Origin of the sequence: Microbacterium hanjuni, from assembly GCF_043556395.1 — a bacterium.
Taxonomy (GTDB): domain Bacteria; phylum Actinomycetota; class Actinomycetes; order Actinomycetales; family Microbacteriaceae; genus Microbacterium.
Genome location: NZ_JBIGIK010000003.1, coordinates 150,109 through 167,646 on the forward strand (window position 1 = coordinate 150,109; position 17,538 = coordinate 167,646).

The 17,538-nt window shown below is 70.2% G+C and carries 15 protein-coding genes; 3 read left to right on the forward strand and 12 right to left on the reverse strand.

Translation table 11 applies throughout. The annotated features are described in order from the left end of the window. Window positions 1–156 precede the first annotated feature (156 nt). The 4 genes from ACFXP5_RS12940 to prmC all read right to left on the reverse strand — a co-directional run bounded on the left by ACFXP5_RS12940 (window position 157) and on the right by prmC (window position 3,477). On the reverse strand, window positions 157–615 hold the full coding sequence (locus ACFXP5_RS12940; protein WP_394544911.1) for a Cg1360 family ATP-synthase-associated protein: 459 nt from the start codon (window positions 613–615) through the stop codon (window positions 157–159). After that, a complete protein-coding gene (locus ACFXP5_RS12945) occupies window positions 612–1,766 on the reverse strand; it encodes an MraY family glycosyltransferase (protein WP_394544912.1) in 1,155 nt (384 codons plus the stop codon). The genes ACFXP5_RS12940 and ACFXP5_RS12945 overlap by 4 nt, the downstream gene beginning before the upstream one ends. Then, on the reverse strand, window positions 1,763–2,512 hold the full coding sequence (locus ACFXP5_RS12950) for an L-threonylcarbamoyladenylate synthase (RefSeq protein ID WP_394544913.1): 750 nt from the start codon (window positions 2,510–2,512) through the stop codon (window positions 1,763–1,765). The genes ACFXP5_RS12945 and ACFXP5_RS12950 overlap by 4 nt, the downstream gene beginning before the upstream one ends. A gap of 74 nt (window positions 2,513–2,586) precedes the next feature. Then, the gene (gene prmC, locus ACFXP5_RS12955; RefSeq protein WP_394544914.1) at window positions 2,587–3,477 is read right to left on the reverse strand and encodes a peptide chain release factor N(5)-glutamine methyltransferase; all 891 of its coding nucleotides are present in this window, start codon (window positions 3,475–3,477) and stop codon (window positions 2,587–2,589) included. A 118-nt stretch (window positions 3,478–3,595) separates the two neighbouring features. Here prmC and cysK point away from each other — a divergent pair, with 118 nt between their 5' ends. The 3 genes from cysK to ACFXP5_RS12970 are packed head-to-tail and all read left to right on the forward strand — an operon-like array spanning window position 3,596 to window position 6,510. Then, a complete protein-coding gene (gene cysK, locus ACFXP5_RS12960; protein ID WP_394544915.1) occupies window positions 3,596–4,534 on the forward strand; it encodes a cysteine synthase A in 939 nt (312 codons plus the stop codon). Window position 4,535: 1 nt separating this feature from the next. Continuing rightward, a complete protein-coding gene (gene epsC, locus ACFXP5_RS12965; protein WP_394544916.1) occupies window positions 4,536–5,105 on the forward strand; it encodes a serine O-acetyltransferase EpsC in 570 nt (189 codons plus the stop codon). Window positions 5,106–5,112: 7 nt separating this feature from the next. Beyond that, window positions 5,113–6,510: an amidase gene (locus ACFXP5_RS12970; RefSeq protein WP_394544917.1), complete on the forward strand. Its 1,398-nt coding sequence runs from the start codon at window positions 5,113–5,115 to the stop codon at window positions 6,508–6,510. 107 nt (window positions 6,511–6,617) lie between these two features. Here ACFXP5_RS12970 and prfA read toward each other — a convergent pair whose 3' ends face one another. From prfA to argS, 8 genes are all read right to left on the reverse strand, one after another. Beyond that, entirely contained in the window at window positions 6,618–7,694 is a 1,077-nt protein-coding gene (prfA, locus tag ACFXP5_RS12975) for a peptide chain release factor 1 (protein WP_394545417.1), read from the reverse strand. A gap of 18 nt (window positions 7,695–7,712) precedes the next feature. Further along, window positions 7,713–9,863 carry a transcription termination factor Rho gene (rho, locus tag ACFXP5_RS12980; protein WP_394544918.1) on the reverse strand — a complete coding sequence of 717 codons (2,151 nt, stop codon included), beginning with the start codon at window positions 9,861–9,863 and terminating at the stop codon, window positions 7,713–7,715. Between the two features lie 164 nt (window positions 9,864–10,027). Then, entirely contained in the window at window positions 10,028–10,984 is a 957-nt protein-coding gene (gene thrB, locus ACFXP5_RS12985) for a homoserine kinase (RefSeq protein ID WP_394544919.1), read from the reverse strand. After that, entirely contained in the window at window positions 10,981–12,069 is a 1,089-nt protein-coding gene (gene thrC, locus ACFXP5_RS12990; RefSeq protein ID WP_394528834.1) for a threonine synthase, read from the reverse strand. The genes thrB and thrC overlap by 4 nt, the downstream gene beginning before the upstream one ends. Window position 12,070: 1 nt before the next feature. Further along, window positions 12,071–13,411, reverse strand: coding sequence for a homoserine dehydrogenase (locus tag ACFXP5_RS12995; protein WP_394528835.1), 1,341 nt, complete (start codon window positions 13,409–13,411; stop codon window positions 12,071–12,073). After that, window positions 13,408–14,838, reverse strand: a complete 1,431-nt coding sequence (lysA, locus tag ACFXP5_RS13000) for a diaminopimelate decarboxylase (RefSeq protein WP_394544920.1) — start codon at window positions 14,836–14,838, stop codon at window positions 13,408–13,410. Before lysA ends, ACFXP5_RS12995 begins: the two co-directional genes overlap by 4 nt. Before the next feature lie 156 nt (window positions 14,839–14,994). Continuing rightward, the gene (locus ACFXP5_RS13005) at window positions 14,995–15,795 is read right to left on the reverse strand and encodes an LmeA family phospholipid-binding protein (RefSeq protein ID WP_394544921.1); all 801 of its coding nucleotides are present in this window, start codon (window positions 15,793–15,795) and stop codon (window positions 14,995–14,997) included. Window positions 15,796–15,800: 5 nt separating this feature from the next. Next, the gene (gene argS / locus ACFXP5_RS13010; protein WP_394544922.1) at window positions 15,801–17,468 is read right to left on the reverse strand and encodes an arginine--tRNA ligase; all 1,668 of its coding nucleotides are present in this window, start codon (window positions 17,466–17,468) and stop codon (window positions 15,801–15,803) included. Window positions 17,469–17,538 lie beyond the last annotated feature (70 nt).

The following is a 17,538-nucleotide window of genomic DNA, read 5'->3' on the forward strand; positions in this document are numbered from 1 at the left end:
ATTGGCTCCAGCTTCTCGTGCCAGCCTGAACCAGCTCGGTAAGAGTGAGAAAGATCTTTTACGGGGCCTCAGCGTCGCCGCTGCACACCAGCCGTAAAGGGTTTTCTTAGCCTATCAAACGTCAGGCGTCCGGCCCGCCATGCATCGGGATCCGTCTCAATCTTCGGGGTTGGTCTGCGGAAGGGAGATGTCGGAGACACCGGGCAGACGCATCCGCGACAGCACGACGAAGTCGACGACGAGCGAAGCGATCGCCGCCGCCACGAGGGAGAAGTAGAACACCGGCGCGACGATCCACTCCACGCGCGAGAGGATCAGCAGCGCGACGATCACGACGACGAACTTCAGGACCCAGCCGCCCATCACGATGCCGAAGAAGATCGGGATGTAGTTGGGCGTACCGAACCACCGGTTCGCCACCAGGATGCTGACGGCCGTCAGGGCCGGGAACACCACCCCGACCAGCGCTCCGATGACACCGCTCCAGAGACCCGCCCCGGCTGCCACGACGAACCCGATCACGGCGGCAGCCACGATGACGACGACGCCGACCGTGATCCCCCACCGCAGCACGGTCTGCAGGACGGGGTTGCTCGAGACGGGGTTCGGGCTCATGAGGGCTCCTGAAGGGCAGGGCGACGGCGGGTGCGCCGCGAGGGAAGAAGAGTGATGACGAGGCACGCGGCGACGCCGAGCACGCCGAAGGCGACGCCCAGCAGGTAGTCCCCGGGCCAGCTCTGCTGGGTTCCGATGTACATCAGCAGGAAGGCGAGACCGACCACGGCCGTCCAGGCGTAGAAGATCAGCACGGCTTCGCGGTCGGTGTGACCCATGTCGAGCATGCGGTGGTGAAGATGCTTGCGGTCGGGCGAGAACGGGGATTTACCCGCCTGCACACGCCGGAACACCGCGAGACCGAAGTCCAGCAGCGGCAACAGCACGACCACGATCGGCAACAGGATCGGGATGAAGGCACCCAGCAACTGCGAGCGGCCGAGTTGTTCGGGATCCAGGACCGCCGGATCGAGCTGCCCGGTGATCGCCACCGCGGATGTCGCCATGAGCAGCCCGAGCATCAGCGCGCCCGCGTCGCCCATGAAGAGCCGTGCCGGACTCCAGTTCAGCGGGAGGAAGCCGATACAGGCGCCCACGAGGATCGCGGCGATGAAGGACGCGAGGTTGAAGTACGAACTCGCCCCGGTGTCGCGCACCAGCAGGTAGGAGTAGGCGAAGAAGACGCCGTTCGAGATGAGGCAGACACCCGCGACGAGACCGTCGAGACCGTCGATGAAGTTGATCGCGTTCATCACGACCACGATCGCGAACACCGTGAGGGCGAAACTCGCCCAGCTCGATCCGATCGTGAGGCCGCCGATCGGCAGGGAGAGGATCTGCAGTCCGCCGAACCAGGCGATGATGCCGGCCGCGAGGAACTGCACGCCCAGCTTGATCATCCAGTCGAGATCCCAGAGGTCATCGGCGACGCCCACCAGCACGATGAGCAGGGTTGCCAGCAGCAGGGCGATGACCGGCCACGGGTCCGCCCAGAAGACGGCGAAATAGGGGTTGCCGCTGGACAGCGCGAAGGCCGCCACGACGCCGAGGAACATGGCGATACCCCCCAGGCGGGGGGTGGGCGTCTTGTGCACGTCGCGTTCGCGGATCGCCGCGTAGAGCTTGAAGCGCAGGCCGATGCGCCAGACCGCGATCGAGAGCACGAAGGTGATGACCGCTGTGAACAGCGCCAGGAGGAGGTATTGGGTCACGCCGACCCGCCGGCCGCGGCATCGTCGGAGCGGTGGTCGTGATCGTGGGAGGGCTCGTGCGGATGGTCGTGATCGTGCGGCTCCGCGGATTCCAGAAGGTCGCCCAGCACACGACTCAGGCTGTCCCGATCGACGGCGCCCTCCCGGAGCACGCGCACGAGAGGCGTCGCGCCGCCCACGAGGCTCGTCGCATCCACGATCGTCGAGGCGATTCCGGTGGCGGAAGGCCCCGCATCGAGATACACCGCGACGGAATCGCCGAGCATGTCGCGCGCCTCGTCGATGCGCACGGCCGCCGGCCGGCCGGTGAGGTTGGCGCTGGACACGGCCAAGGGACCGCACTCCTCGAGCAGTTCGAGGGTCAGCGTCTGCGCGGGCATCCGCACCGCGACGGTGCCGCGGGTCTCCCCCAGATCCCACGACAGCGACGGCTGGGCCGGCAGCACGATGGTGAGTCCGCCGGGCCAGAACTCCTCGATGAGGCGTTCGACCGGTTCGGGCACTTCTGCCACGAGCGCCCTGAGCGTGCTCACCCCGGCTACCAGCACGGGCGGGGGCTGCTGGCGGCCCCGACCTTTCGCGGTGAGCAATCGCTCCACCGCGCGGGCGTCGAAGGCGTTGGCGGCGATGCCGTAGACCGTATCGGTCGGCAGGACGACGAGTTCGCCTCGGCCGATGGCCTGCCGAGCGTGCCGCATGCCGGAGAGCAGCTGCGCCTCGTCACGGGTGTCGTAAACGGGTGACATGTCCCGGCCAGTGTACTGGGGCAGCCTGCGATCCCCGTCCCGGCGACACGGCCGAGGGGGTCACGGCACAGCGGTCAGGGGTGCAGCGCCGTGGTGGCCCGATCGCGCATCGTGAGGTCGGGGTGCGTGGCAGCCGCGAGCCAACCGTCAGCGGTGAGGATGCTGCGGATGTCGGGCCCCTGCCACTCGCCGTGCTCGAGCACGAGCATCCCGCCCGGGTGCGCGAGGCGTAGGCCCACGCGACTGAGGGTGCGCACGACGTCGAGCCCGTCCGCTCCGCCGTACAGGGCGGCCGGCGGGTCGTACAGCCGCACCTCCGGGTCGCGCGGGATCGCAGCATCCGGAACGTACGGCGGATTGGACACCACCACCGACACGGTGCCGTCGAGCTCGGGGAACGCCCGTTCGAGGTCGATGAAACCGAGCGTGAGGTTGTCCGCTCCGATACGGGCGGCGTTCTCCTTCGTCCAGACGAACGCGTCGACGGAGTTCTCGGCGGCGTAGACCCGGGCGTGCGGCACCTCGGTGGCCAAGGACAGCGCTATCGCCCCGCTGCCGGTGCCCAGATCGACCGCGACCGGCGCCGGCGAGGCGGTGGCGCGCAGGGCATCGACGGCCAGCTGGGCGACCATCTCGGTCTCGGGGCGCGGTACGAAGACGCCGGGGCCGACCGCGAGCTCGAGGTGGCGGAACGGGGCCAGGCCCGTGAGGTGCTGCAGCGGCACACGGGCAGCACGGCGCGCGATGAGACCCTCCAGCTCCTCGGCCTCCGCCGCGCCGATGAGGTCGCCGCGGATCGCGGCGCCCTGCACACCACCGCGCGAGGTTCCCAGCACGTGCGCCGCGAGAAGCTCGGTGTCGACGAGGGGGTCGCCGATGCCGGCGGCGGCGAGGCGGGTGGCGGCAGCGCGCAGCACGGCGGCGAGCGAGACGTCGGGAACGGGCGGCAGAGCGGTTTCGGGCATGGCGCCCTCAGCCTAAACGCCGGGGAAGCTCCCGGTGCGGCCCCCGTCATAATGGCCCGGGCGCGGGCCTCCTCGCCTAGGCTGGGGCCTCCGCGTATCGACGGCGAAAGGCGAGCCCATGGCCGGCATCCACCCCGACATCACCACCGCATTCGGAGACACTCCGCTCGTGCGGTTGAACCGCGTCGCCGAGGACGTCGACGCGAACATCCTCGCGAAGCTCGAGTTCTACAACCCGGCCGGCAGCGTGAAGGACCGCCTCGGCATCGCGATCGTCGATGCGGCGGAAGCCTCCGGCGAACTGCAGCCCGGCGGCACGATCGTGGAGTCCACCAGCGGCAACACCGGCATCGCGCTCGCCATGGTCGGAGCCGCGCGGGGCTACAAAGTCGTCTTGACCATGCCCGCCTCGATGTCGAAGGAGCGGCGCACGCTGCTGCGGGCCTTCGGCGCCGAGCTGCACCTGACCGATCCCACGAAGGGAATGTCGTTCGCCGTCGACGAGGCCAAGCGCATCGTCGCCGAGACCCCGGGAGCCGTCTGGGCTCGGCAGTTCGAGAACGAGGCGAACCCCGCGATCCACCGCAAGACGACCGCCGAGGAGATCCTGCGCGACACCGACGGCAAGGTGGACTACCTCGTCGCCGGCATCGGCACCGGCGGCACCATCACCGGTGTCGGCCAGGTGCTGAAGGAGCGGGTCCCCGGGGTGCAGATCGTCGCGGTCGAGCCCGCGGACTCCCCCATCCTCACCGAGGGCCACCCCGGACCGCACAAGATCCAGGGCATCGGCCCGAACTTCGTTCCCGCGATCCTCGATCGGGGAGTCATCGACGAGGTCATCGACGTGCAGTTCGACGACGCGATCCGCCTCGCCCGCGACACCGCGACCCAGGACGGCATCCTCGTCGGGATGTCGAGCGGCGCGGCGATCTGGGCGGCGCTGGAGATCGGCCGCCGACCCGAGGCCGCGGGCAAGAACATCGTCGTGATCATCCCCTCGTTCGGCGAGCGGTACCTGTCGACGGCGTTGTACGAGAACGTCAAAGAAGACTGAGGTGGGGGCCCTCGCTCGCCTCCGCGAAGACGTCATCGCCGCCCGGCTGCGCGACCCCGCCGCGCGCGGCAGCATCGAGATCGCCCTGCTGTACCCGGGGCTGCACGCGGTGTGGGCATACCGCGTCTGGCATACGCTCTGGCGGGGTGGATTCCGCTTCCTCGCCCGCCTCGGCTCGCAGCTCACCCGCTGGCTGACGGGCGTCGAGATCCACCCGGGCGCCGTGATCGGTCGTCGGTTCTTCATCGACCACGGCATGGGCGTCGTGATCGGCGAGACGGCCGAGATCGGCGACGACGTCATGCTGTACCACGGCGTCACGCTGGGCGGTCGTCAGCGCAACGGCGGCAAGCGGCATCCCACCCTCGGTGACGGCGTCGCCGTCGGCGCCGGGGCCAAGATCCTCGGGCCGATCACGATCGGCGCAGGGTCGGTCGTCGGTGCGAACGCGGTGGTGACGAAGGATGCCGCTCCCGACAGCGTGCTGGTGGGCGTCCCCGCCCGCGCCCGCACCCGCGGCAGCGGCGAAGACACCCGGGCGCTGCTCACCGCGCCCGAGTACATGATCTGAGCCCCGGGTGACCGAGCTGTACCGGTGGAGCGCGGTCGAGCTGGCTGCGGCGTTGCACACCGGCGACCTCGGACCGCGCGCGGTGGCCGAGCACTACCTCCGGCGCATCGCCCGCCACCCCGAGCTCGGGGCGTTCGCCGAAGTGACGGCGGACGCGGCCCTGGAGCGGGCGGATGCTGTCGCCTCCGCGCCCGAACGCGGGCCGCTCTACGGTCTGCCCCTCGCCGACAAAGACCTCGTCGCCCGCGCGGGTGTGCCCACGCGCTACGGTTCGCTGGCGCGCGCGGGTTTCGTGCCCGAAGCATCCGATCCCCTGGCCCTAGCCCTCGATGGGGCGGGAGCCGTGAACCTCGGCAAGACCGCCACCTCGGAGTTCGGCCTCACCGGCTACACCGAACCGCGCACGGGCGCCCCGGCCCGCGACCCCTGGCGCCTCGCCGACGGGGCCGGCGGCTCCAGCGGCGGGGCAGCCGTCGCGGTCGCCGCCGGGCTCCTGCCCTTCGCGGTGGCCTCGGACGGCGGCGGATCCATCCGCATCCCCTCCGCCACGGTCGGCGTCGTCGGGCTGAAGCCCTCCCGCGGGCGGTTGCCGATCGGCTCGGGGTTCGACTCCCCCGACGGGCTGGCCGTGACCGGACCGATCGCGCGCAGCGTGGCCGACGCCGCGTTCCTGCTCGACGCGCTGGTCGGCCTCGCGCCCTTCCGCTACGCCACCCGGGCACCCGGTGACGGCCCGTTCCTCGCGGCAGTGGGCGCGGAGCCCGCCGGTCTGCGGATCGGGGTGACCACGGTGTCGCCGTGGGACGCGAGCGAAGACATCCGCCTCCACGCCGACGCGGCGGCCGCCGTACAGGCGGCGGCGACCGCGCTGGTCGGAGTCGGGCACGAGGTCGAGGACGCCGGCTGGACCCCGCGGGGGTACGCGGAACTGTTCCGAGTGCTGTGGCGTGCGAGCGCGGCGAGGATCCCGCTCACCGAGGCCGACCTGGAGCTCGTCGAACCGCTGACCGCCTGGCTGGTGCGCCAGGGGCGGGGCCTTGCGGCCGGCGAACTCCTCGGAGCGCTGAGCGCGGCGCGGGTGTTCGAGCGCGAGACGATCGCCGCCTTCGCTCCGTTCGGTGCGGTCCTGACGCCGGCATTGGCGCTCCCGCCGCAGCCGGTGGGGTGGTACGAGGGGCTCGACCCGGAGCGCACGTTCGCCCGCCAGGTCGAGTACGCCCCCTACAGCAGCTTCGTCAACGTGGCCGGTCTCCCCGCGATCGTGCTGCCGTTCACGCGCGATGCCTCCCAGCATCCGGTGTCCGTGCAGCTCATCGGCCGACCGGGGGGCGAGGCGACGATCCTCGCGGTGGCCGCGCAGCTCGAGGCAGCGCGCGGCGCTCTGCCACACCCGCCGGTCTGGTAGCGCGTCGATCGCACGACCGACCGGCCGCGAGGCGCCCCGCCAACCCCACCGGGCAACTCCAGCACCACCGCTCGTGCGAACGTCGCACGCGCGGGCCCGGGCAGACGTCAGCTGTCGGCGAGAGCGGCGAGCTGGGCCTCTTCGTCGGCGGCGATCGCCGATTCGATCACCGGACCGAGAGCGCCATCCATGACCTGATCGAGGTTGTACGCCTTGTAGCCGGTGCGGTGATCCGCGATGCGGTTCTCGGGGAAGTTGTACGTGCGAATGCGCTCGGAGCGATCCATCCCGCGGATCTGCGACTTGCGGGCGTCGGAGGCTGCCGCATCCAGCTCCTCCTGCTGCTTGGCGAGGATGCGCGCGCGCAGCACCCGCATTCCGGCCTCGCGGTTCTGCAGCTGCGATTTCTCGTTCTGCATCGACACGACGATGCCGGTCGGCACGTGCGTGATGCGCACGGCGGAGTCGGTGGTGTTCACCGACTGGCCACCGGGTCCGGAAGAGCGGAACACGTCGATCTTCAGGTCGTTCGGGCTGATCTCGACCTCGTCGGGCGCATCGACTTCGGGGAAGACGAGCACGCCCGTGGTGGAGGTGTGGATGCGGCCCTGCGATTCCGTGGCGGGAACGCGCTGGACCCGGTGCACGCCGCCCTCGTACTTGAGGCTCGCCCAGACGCCCTGCGCGGGGTCGCTCGAGGACCCCTTGATCGCGAGCTGCACGTCCTTGTATCCGCCCAGGTCGGATTCGTTGCGCTCGAGGAGCTCGGTCTTCCAGCCTCGGGATGCTGCGTACTGCAGGTACATCCGCAACAGGTCGGCCGCGAACAGGGCGCTCTCGGCGCCGCCTTCGCCGGCCTTGATCTCCATGATCACGTCACGGGCATCGTCGGGGTCACGCGGGATGAGCAGGCGCCGCAGGCGTTCCTGCGTCTCGGCGAGGGCTTCCTCGAGCGCGGGCACCTCGGCGGCGAACGCCTCGTCGTCCTTCGCGAGCTCGCGTGCGGCGGCCAGGTCATCGGCCGCCTCACGCCACGCCGTCGAGGCGTGCACGATGCGGTTGAGCTCGGCGTAGCGCCGGTTCACCCGCTTGGCGCGCACCGCATCGGCGTGCACCGCCGGGTCGTTCAGCTCGAGCTCGACGGCTTTGTGCTCATCGATGAGTCCGCGAACGGACTCGTTCATCCCCGAGTCGGACACGACTCAGCGGATGCTGTTGTCGTGCCCGTGGCCGCCGCCCGTCGGAGCCGGGATCGACTTCTGCATCTGCACGAGGAACTCGACGTTGGACTGCGTCTCCTTGAGCTTGCCGAGCACGACCTCGAGGGCCTGCTGCGGGTCGAGACCCGCGAGCGCGCGACGCAGCTTCCACGTGATCTTGACCTCTTCGGGCGAGAGCAGCATCTCTTCGCGGCGGGTGCTCGACGCGTTCACGTCGACCGCCGGGAAGATGCGCTTGTCCGCGAGCTGGCGGCTCAGGCGGAGTTCGCTATTGCCCGTGCCCTTGAACTCCTCGAAGATGACGTCGTCCATCTTGGAGCCGGTCTCGACGAGGGCGGTCGCGAGGATCGTGAGCGATCCGCCGTTCTCGATGTTGCGCGCGGCGCCGAAGAAGCGCTTGGGCGGGTACAGCGCCGAAGCGTCGACGCCACCGGTGAGTACGCGACCCGAGGTGGGCGCCGTGATGTTGTACGCGCGGCCGAGGCGGGTGATCGAGTCGAGCAGCACGACGACGTCGCGGCCGAGTTCGACCAGGCGCTTGGCGCGCTCGATCGCGAGTTCGGCGACCGTGGTGTGGTCTTCGGCAGGACGATCGAACGTCGAGGCGATGACCTCGCCACGCACCGTGCGCTGCATGTCGGTGACCTCTTCAGGACGCTCGTCGACCAGCACGACCATGAGGTGCACCTCGGGGTTGTTCTGGGCGATCGCGTTGGCGATCTGCTGCAGCACGATCGTCTTGCCCGCCTTGGGGGGCGCGACGATCAGGCCGCGCTGGCCCTTGCCGATGGGGGCGACGAGGTCGATGATCCGCTGCGTGAGCTTCTCGGGACCGGTCTCGAGGCGCAGGCGCTCCTGCGGGTACAGCGGCGTCAGGTTGCCGAACTCGACCCGGGTCGCGGCGTCATCGACCGACAGGCCGTTGATCGCGTCGACCTTGACGAGCGCGTTGTACTTCTGACGGGTCGACTGCTCGTTCTCGCGCGGCTGCTTGATGGCACCGACGACGGCGTCACCCTTGCGCAGGTTGTACTTCTTGACCTGACCGAGTGAGACGTAGACGTCGCTCGGGCCGGGGAGGTATCCGGTGGTGCGCACGAACGCGTAGTTGTCGAGCACGTCGAGGATGCCCGCGATCGGGATGAGCACGTCGTCATCGCCGATCTCGGTCTCGAACTCGTCACCCGTGGTCTGCGGTCCGCGGCGCTTGTTGCGCTGACGGTTGCGGCCGTTGGCCTGCGCGTTGTCGTCCTCGACGGTGGACGCGGGGGCCGGCTCGGGCTTCTCGGGCGCCGACTGAGCGGCGGCGGGCGCGTTGCCGCCACCGGCGTTGCCGTTGCCCGTGTTGCCGTTGCCGTTGCCGGCTTCCCGACCGTTGCGGTTGCGGTTGCGGTTACGGCTCCGGCTGCGTCCGCGCGGCGAAGACTCCTCGGCGGAGTCGCCGGCGGCCTGGCCCTCGGCGGGTGCCTCTGCCGAAGCATCGGCGGCGGGGTCCGTGGGCGCGGTGTCCGTGGACGCGGCGTCGGTCGGTGCGGCGTCGCTCGCTGCGGCGTCGGTCGGTGCGGCGTCGGTCGAGGGCACGTCGGATGCTGCCACCTCGGCCGCGTCATCCGCCGGGGCGGTCTCGACGACGGCGTCTGCGGGAGCGGGCTCGACAGGGGCGGACTCGGCTGCTGCCGGAGTCGTGTCCTCGGCGGGCGCATCTTCCGCAGCCGCTTCGACCGGCGCGGACTCGACCGGGGCGGCCTCGAGAGCCGCCTCCGCGGGCGCTGCCTCGAGGGCGGGCTCCGCAGCGGGTGCGACCACAGTCGTGACCTCGGCCGCGGGCGCAGCCTCGGTTTCGGGCTTCGGCTCGACGCTCTTGGCGCGGCGAGGCGCGCGCTTGCGCGGTGCCTTGACCGGCGGCGCCTCCACGACGACGTCGGCGGCGGGCGCGACGACCTCGGCGGCCGGCGCCTCGGCCGCGGGGGCCGTGTCAGTCGCCTCCGCGGGCGCAGCGGCGCCCGCTGCGTCTTCCGGCGCGTCGGCCGGGGCGCTCGCCTCGGCGGGCGCGGTGGTGTCAGTGCCTTCCACGGTCTCGTCCGGGGTGTCGGACGGCGCGTCGGCAGTGTGGATCTCGGAGATGGACTCCACGAGTGCTCCCTTGTGAAACAGATGATGACACCGCGTGCGAACGACGCTGATACGACAGGCGCCGAAGCTCTCCGCAGTTCACGACGCACTGAGGCGATCGTCGGGTTGCGGGTACGTGCGATGTTTCGCAGATTTGCGTTGCAGCGGGAGTCAGATTCGCGTGGTTACGCGGTACCCCCGGCGTGCTCCCTCACTGTACCACCCCGCACGTCGACGGCGAGCATGAGGGCTTCCCACGGGGTGTCGGCAACGGCGGCGGCCAGCTCCGCCGCCTCGACGCGACGGCCCGGCCCGTCGGCGAGGACGAGCACGCTGGGCCCGGCTCCCGAGACGACGGCGGCGTAGCCCTCGGCACGCAGGGCGCGGACGAGTTTGTCGGTCTCGGGCATGGCCTGCGCGCGGTAGCTCTGGTGGAGCTTGTCCTCGGTCGCGGCGAACAGCAGTTCCGGGCTCTGCATCAGCGCCGCGATCAGCAGGGCCGAGCGGGAGAGGTTGAAGACGGCGTCCTCGCGGGACACCTGCAGCGGAGAGAGTCCGCGCGCCACGCTCGTGGACATCTGGAATCCCGGCACCAGGATGAGCGGGGAGACACCGCGATGCACGATGAGCTGCTTGTGCTGGGGCGATCCGTCGTTCATCCACGCGATCGTGAGCCCCCCGAAGAGGGCGGGCGCGACGTTGTCCGGATGACCTTCGAGTTCGGTCGCCAGGCGCAGGAGCACCTCGGCCCCGAGGTCGACCTCTCCCTCGAGCAGCCCTTTCGCGGCCAGCAGCCCCGACACCACAGCCGCACCGGAGGATCCCATCCCGCGGCCGTGCGGGATGACGTTCGTCGCTTCGAGGCGGACACCCGGCATGGGCCGTCCGACCGCCGCGAAGGCATGCGCCATGGCGCGGACGACCAGGTGCGAGCCGTCGCGGGGAACGGATGCTGCGCCCTCCCCCGTCACGTGCACCTCCACGCGATCGGAGTCGAGCGTCGTGACGATCAGTTCGTCGTAGACGCTCAGTGCGAGTCCGAGCGTGTCGAACCCCGGCCCCAGGTTCGCGCTGGTCGCCGGCACGCGCACGGAGACCGCGCGCCCGCCGCGCGAACGCTCGGAGGCCGGGGCGTCGGTCACGCCGTCGTTCCCGCGGGGACGAGTCCGAGTACCGAGGCGACCTCCGAGGTGGCGGCATCGACGACCGTCGGCACGACCTCGGTGCCGTCGGCGGCGCGCAGCGCCCACTGGGGGTCTTTCAGGCCGTGACCGGTGACGGTGAGCACCACGCGAGATCCGGCGGGGATGACGCCCGCCTCGGCGCGCTCGAGGAGACCGGCGACACTGATCGCCGAGGCCGGCTCCACGAAGATGCCCACCTCGCCGGAGAGGATCTTCTGCGCGGCGAGGATGCGCTCATCGTCGATCGCGCCGAAGTACCCGTCGGTGGCGGCTTGGGCTTCGAGCGCCAACTCCCATGAGGCGGGGTTTCCGATGCGGATCGCGCTCGCGATGGTTTCGGGATGCTTCACGACCTCGCCGATGACGAGGGGCGCTGAGCCCGCGGCCTGGAAGCCGAACATGCGCGGCACCCGGGTGCTGACACCGCGGGCTTCTTCCTCGCGGTAGCCGCGGGAGTAGGCCGTGTAGTTTCCCGCGTTGCCGACGGGGATGAAGTGGAAGTCCGGAGCGTCGCCCAGCACCTCGACGATCTCGTACGCCGCGGTCTTCTGCCCCTCGATACGGTCGGGGTTCACCGAGTTCACGAGGTGCACGGGGTAGTGGTCCGCCAGTTCGCGCGCGATCTCGAGGCAGTCGTCGAAGTTGCCGCGCACCTGGATGAGCCGGCCGTTGTGGGCGACCGCCTGGCTGAGCTTCCCCATCGCGATCTTGCCCTCGGGAACGAGCACGGCGGCGGTGATGCCGGCGTGCGCCGCATAGGCCGCCGCGGACGCGGAGGTGTTGCCCGTGGAGGCGCAGATCACGGCCTTCGCGCCGTGCTCGACGGCCCGTGACAGCGCCACCGTCATGCCGCGGTCCTTGAAGGAGCCGGTGGGGTTCATGCCCTCGAACTTGACCCAGACGTCGGCACCGGTGCGGTGCGACAGCGCGGGTGCGGGAAGCAGCGGGGTGCCTCCCTCGCCCAGGGTGACCACGGTCGAGTCGTCGGTGACGCCCAGCCGATCGGCGTACTCGCGGAGGACGCCGCGCCAGAGGTGTGCCATGTCAGTCTCCTTCTACCCGCAGCACCGACACGACCCGCTCGACCACGCCGCTGGCGGCGAGTCGGTCGACGGTTTCGCTGAGGTCCTGCTCGCGTGCTTTGTGTGTGCCGATGACGAGGCGTGCCCTCGGCGAGGATTCGGTGGGGTCGCCCTCGGTCGGGGTGTGCTCGCCGACGACGGTCTGCTCGACCGTGGCGATCGAGACCCGACCCTCGCTGAGCGTGCCGGCGACCGTGGCGAGGACACCCGGCCGGTCATCGACCTCGAGGGTGATCTGGTAGCGGGTGGTGACGCGGCCGATGGGCGAGACCGGCAGGTTCGCGCGGGTGGATTCGGCCACCCCGACTCCCCCGGCGACGTGACGACGGGCCGCCGAGACGACATCGCCGAGCACCGCGGATGCGGTCTGTACGCCACCGGCGCCGGCGCCGTAGAACATCAGGTTTCCGGCGGCCTCGGCCTGCACGAACACGGCGTTGTTCGCGCCGTGCACGCTCGCGAGCGGGTGGGCCCGGTCGACCAGCGCGGGGTACACGCGCACCGAGATCGATTCGCCCCCCTCCGATTCGGCGGGGAGGCGCTCGCACACGGCGAGCAGCTTGACGACGTAGCCGGCGTGGCGGGCGGCGTCGATCATGGCCTTGTCGATGCCGGTGATGCCTTCGCGGTGCACGGCGTCGAGAGGGACGGCGGTGTGGAAGGCGAGGCTGGCGAGGATCGCCGCCTTCTGAGCGGCGTCGTATCCCTCGACGTCCGCCGTGGGGTCGGCCTCGGCGTAGCCGAGCGCCTGCGCCTGCGCGAGCACGTCCTCGAACTCGGCACCCTCGGTGTCCATGCGGTCGAGGATGTAGTTGGTCGTGCCGTTGACGATGCCCATGATGCGCTGCACGCGGTCGCCGGCGAGCGAGTCACGCAGCGGTCGGATGATGGGGATCGCACCGGCCGCTGCCGCTTCGTAGTACACCTGGGCGCCGACCTGATCGGCGGCTTCGAAGATCTCAGCGCCGTGCGTGGCGAGGAGGGCCTTGTTGGCCGTCACGACGTCGGCTCCGGAGTTGATGGCCTGCAGCACGTACTCGCGCGCCGGGTCGATGCCGCCCATCAGCTCGATCACGATGTCGGCGCCCACGATCAGCGCCTCGGCGTCGGTGGTGAACAGTTCTCGCGGCAGATCGACCTCGCGCGGCGCGTTCACATCGCGCACGGCGATACCGGCGAGCTCCAGCGAGGCGCCGGCACGATCGGCGAGTTCGTCGGCGTGGCGCAGGAGCAGCGAGGCGACCTGCGAACCCACGGCGCCCGCGCCCAGCAGCGCGACCCTCAAGCGGCGGTAGTCGGTCATGCGATCCCTTCGTTGACTTCTCCCGCGGCGGAGGCGACGACGCCCACGTCTCGGGAAAGGAGGTCATCGACGCTCTCGCGTCGGACGATCACCCGCGCCTGGCCGTCGCGCACGGCGACGACGGCGGGCCGCGGGGTGTAGTTGTACGTGCTCGCCAGCGAGAAGCAGTAGGCACCGGTGGCCGGCACGGCCAGCAGGTCGCCGGGGGCTACGTCACCGGGAAGATAGTCGGCGTCCACGACGACGTCGCCCGATTCGCAGTGGTGGCCGACCACGCGGCTGAGCGCGGGTGCGGCGTCGCTGACGCGCGAGGCGAGCCGGGCGGAGTACTGCGCGCCGTAGAGGGCCGGGCGGGCGTTGTCGCTCATCCCGCCGTCCACGCTCACGTACACGCGCTCGGCGTCCTCGCCGAGCGGCACCGGCTTGACGGTGCCGACTTCGTACAGCGTGATACCGGCCTGACCGACGATGACGCGACCGGGCTCGAAAGCGATGTCGGGGATCGCGATGCCGCGCACGGCGCACTCCTCGGCGACCGCGTCGACGATGCCGATCGCGATGTCTTCGATCGGATGCGGGTCATCGTGCGCGGTGTAGGCGATCCCGAATCCTCCCCCGACGTTGAGGAGGGGGATCTCGCCGCCGTCGAGCAGGTCGGCGTGCAGATCGACCAGGCGGGAGGCGGACTCTCGGAAACCGGAGGCGTCGAAGATCTGCGACCCGATGTGGGCGTGCAGCCCCAGGAACCGGAGGCCTGCGACCTCGCGGATCCGCGCGACGGCGGGCACAGCATCCGTCATCGAGAATCCGAACTTCTGATCCTCGTGAGCTGTGGCGAGGAACGCGTGCGTCTCGGCGTGCACTCCCGTGCGCACGCGCACCATGACGTTCTGCACGGCGCCGACGCGCTCGGTGATGGCCGCGAGGCGTTCGATCTCGATCGGGCTGTCGACGATGATCGAGCCGACGCCGAGGGCGACAGCCCGCTCGAGCTCGGCGACCGACTTGTTGTTGCCGTGGAAGCCGAGGTGGGCGGGGTCGGCCCCGCCTGCGAGGGCGACCGCGAGTTCGCCGCCCGAGCAGACATCGACGAAGAGTCCTTCCTCGCTCACCCAGCGGACGATCTCGGTGGAGAGGAACGCCTTGCCGGCGTAGTACGTGCGAGCACTCACGCCGTGACGGGCGGTGGCGGTGCGGAAGGCGTCGCGCGCGCGGCGGGCGTGGGCGCGCACCTCGTTCTCGTCGACGACGTAGAGCGGCGTGCCGAAGCGTTCGGCCAATTCGAGTGCCGAGACGCCGGCCACTTCGAGCGCGCCATCAGCGGCACGGACGGCCGAGGTCGGCCAGATGCGTGGCGAGAGGGCGTTCGCGTCGTCCGGCACGGACAGCCACTCGGGAGCGAACGGGAGAGCGGGCGACGCGGACACGGGGCAAGCCAATCGACGGATGCGGCGGCGTCGGTCGCGCGGCACGGATGCCGTGGGGTCGCCCCCACGCCGCAGGTCTATGAAGTCTAGGGCACCCCTCCACACGGGCCGTGCCCCCGTGATCTCTCCCGAGCAGGCCGCTCGGGAGGAGGTGGCTCAGGAGCAGGTGCCGTCCTGGCGCAGCAGCGGGTCGACGACGACCGCTCCGTCGATGTCGAAGTTCGCGATGACTTCGCTTCCCTCGGTGCTCACGCCGGTGAGGCTGAGCGCCGCCGGGAGGTACTGCGCGATGCAGATGTCCCAGGTGCGCAGCACCGAATCGGCGATCCCGCCGAACTGCGAGCGCAAGCCGTCGGCGGTCACCTCGGCGCCGCCGACGGTGAAGCGCTGCGGTGTGAGCGTGAGGTCGCCCTCGGCGACGCCGGGCAGCAGTCCGGCGCTCACCGGGATCCCCACCCCGAAGAAGGTGAGATCGGTGGACACCGTGACGTCGGGAGCCGCGATGCCGACGCTATCGGCGGGGAAGCCGTCGACCGTGGCGAGCAGGGCGCGCAGCTGTGTCTCATCGAGGCGCACGACAGCGGAACCCGGGCCGGCGGCAGCATCCGCTCGAATCGGCATGTCGGTGATGTTGACCGACACGTCTCCGGACAGCTCGCCCAGCGAGACGTCAGGTGAGGAGATGGTGACGTCGTCGAGGGTGCCCGAGATCACCTGCGGGATCACGATGCCCTCGACCTCCACGTCGACCTCCGACCCGCTCAGGCCGAGCTGCTGCACGACGAGGGTGCGGATGCCGCCCGTCACCACGCCACGGGCCAGCCATTCCGCGCCGATCGCCGCACCGACCAGCAGCACGACCACGATGAGCAGGGTGACGAGCCACGGCCAGACCCGTCGCTTGCGGCGCCGGGGCGGCTCGGCCGGTTCGAAGGGCAGCGTGTACGCGTCGGCCATCACAGTCACATCCGTTCGGGAGCGCTGACGCCGAGCAGATCGAGACCGTTGCGCAGCACCTGGCCGGTCGCGTCGTTCAGCCACAGGCGCGTGCGGTGGAGCGCCTCGACCGGCTCGTCACCGAGCGGAATGACGCGGCAGTTGTCGTACCAGCGGTGATACAGGCCGGCGAGTTCTTCGAGGTAGCGCGCGACACGGTGGGGTTCGCGCACCTCGGCGGCGAACGCGACCGTGCGGGGGAACTCCTGCAGAGCACCGAGCAGGGCGGACTCGGTCTCGTGGGTGAGCAGTTCGGGGGCGAACTGCGAGCGGTCGACGCCGGATGCTGCGGCGTTGCGCGCGACATTGTGGGTGCGCGCGTGGGCGTACTGCACGTGGAACACGGGGTTGTCGTTCGTGCGCTTGCGTAACAAGTCCGGATCCAAATCCAGCGGCGAATCTGCGGGCGAACGCTCGAGAGAATAACGCAGCGCATCCGTGCCGATCCATTCGATGATGTCGTCCATCTCGATGATGTTGCCGGCACGCTTGGACAGCCTCGCGCCGTTGATCGATACAATCTGGCCGATAAGCACCTCGACGTCCTTGTCCGGATCGTCGCCGGCGGCGCCGGCAAGGGCCTTGAGACGGTGCACGTAGCCGTGGTGGTCGGCGCCGAGCAGGTAGATCTTGTGTGCGAAGCCGCGGTCCCCCTTGTTCAGGTAGTACGCGGCGTCAGCGGCGAAGTAGGTGTACTCGCCGTTCGATCGGCGGATGACGCGGTCCTTGTCGTCGCCGAAGTCGGTCGTGCGCACCCACACCGCGCCCTCTTCGTCGAACACGTGCCCCTGCTCGCGGAGGCGGTCGACGGCTTGATCAATCAGGCTCGGCTCCCCGTTCTCGCCGGGTGCGTGCAGAGTGCGCTCCGAGAACCACACGTCGAAGTCAACGTTAAACTTCGCCAGCGACTGCTTGATCTCGGCCAGCTGATGCGGGTAAGCCAGGTCGCGTGCTAGCTTCACCTGTTCGTCGCTCGACAACGCCAGGATGTCCGGCCGTTCTGCTAGCACCTTTCGGCCGAGGGCGTCGATGTACTCGCCCGAGTAGCCATTCTCCGGCTTCTCCTCGCCTCTCAGCGACGCGACGATCGAAGCGCCGAAGCGATCCATCTGCGCACCGGCGTCATTGATGTAATACTCGCGGGCAACCGTCGCCCCGCTGAACGCGAGCAGACGCGCAATGGCGTCGCCAAGGGCCGCCCACCGCGTATGCGCAATGTGGAGCGGCCCCACGGGGTTCGCGCTCACGAATTCGAGGTTGATCGTGTTGCCGCGCTGGGTCTCATTCGAACCGAAGGCGGCTCCGGCCTCGACGATGAGTTTCGCGAGCGCGCCCGCCGCAGCAGCATCCAGGCGGATGTTGATGAATCCCGGGCCCGCGACCTCCACGCTCGCGATGCCGTCGACGTTCTCCAGACCCGCCGCGATCTCGCTCGCCAGCTCCCGCGGGTTCGCGCCGATCTTCTTCGCGAGCTTGAGAGCGGCGTTGGAGGACCAGTCGCCGTGGTCGCGGTTCTTCGGGCGTTCGAGGGGCAGGTCGGCCGCGGTCAGTCCCTCGCTCGATCCCTGGCGTCGCGCCTCCGCGAGCGGGGTCACGACGGCGAGCAGGGCGGCGGAGAGGGCTTCAGGATCCATAACCTCTCCAGTCTACGGTTGAGCGCCGTTCCGGCCCGAGTGCGCACCCGCACCTCCCTTGGGCGGGGAA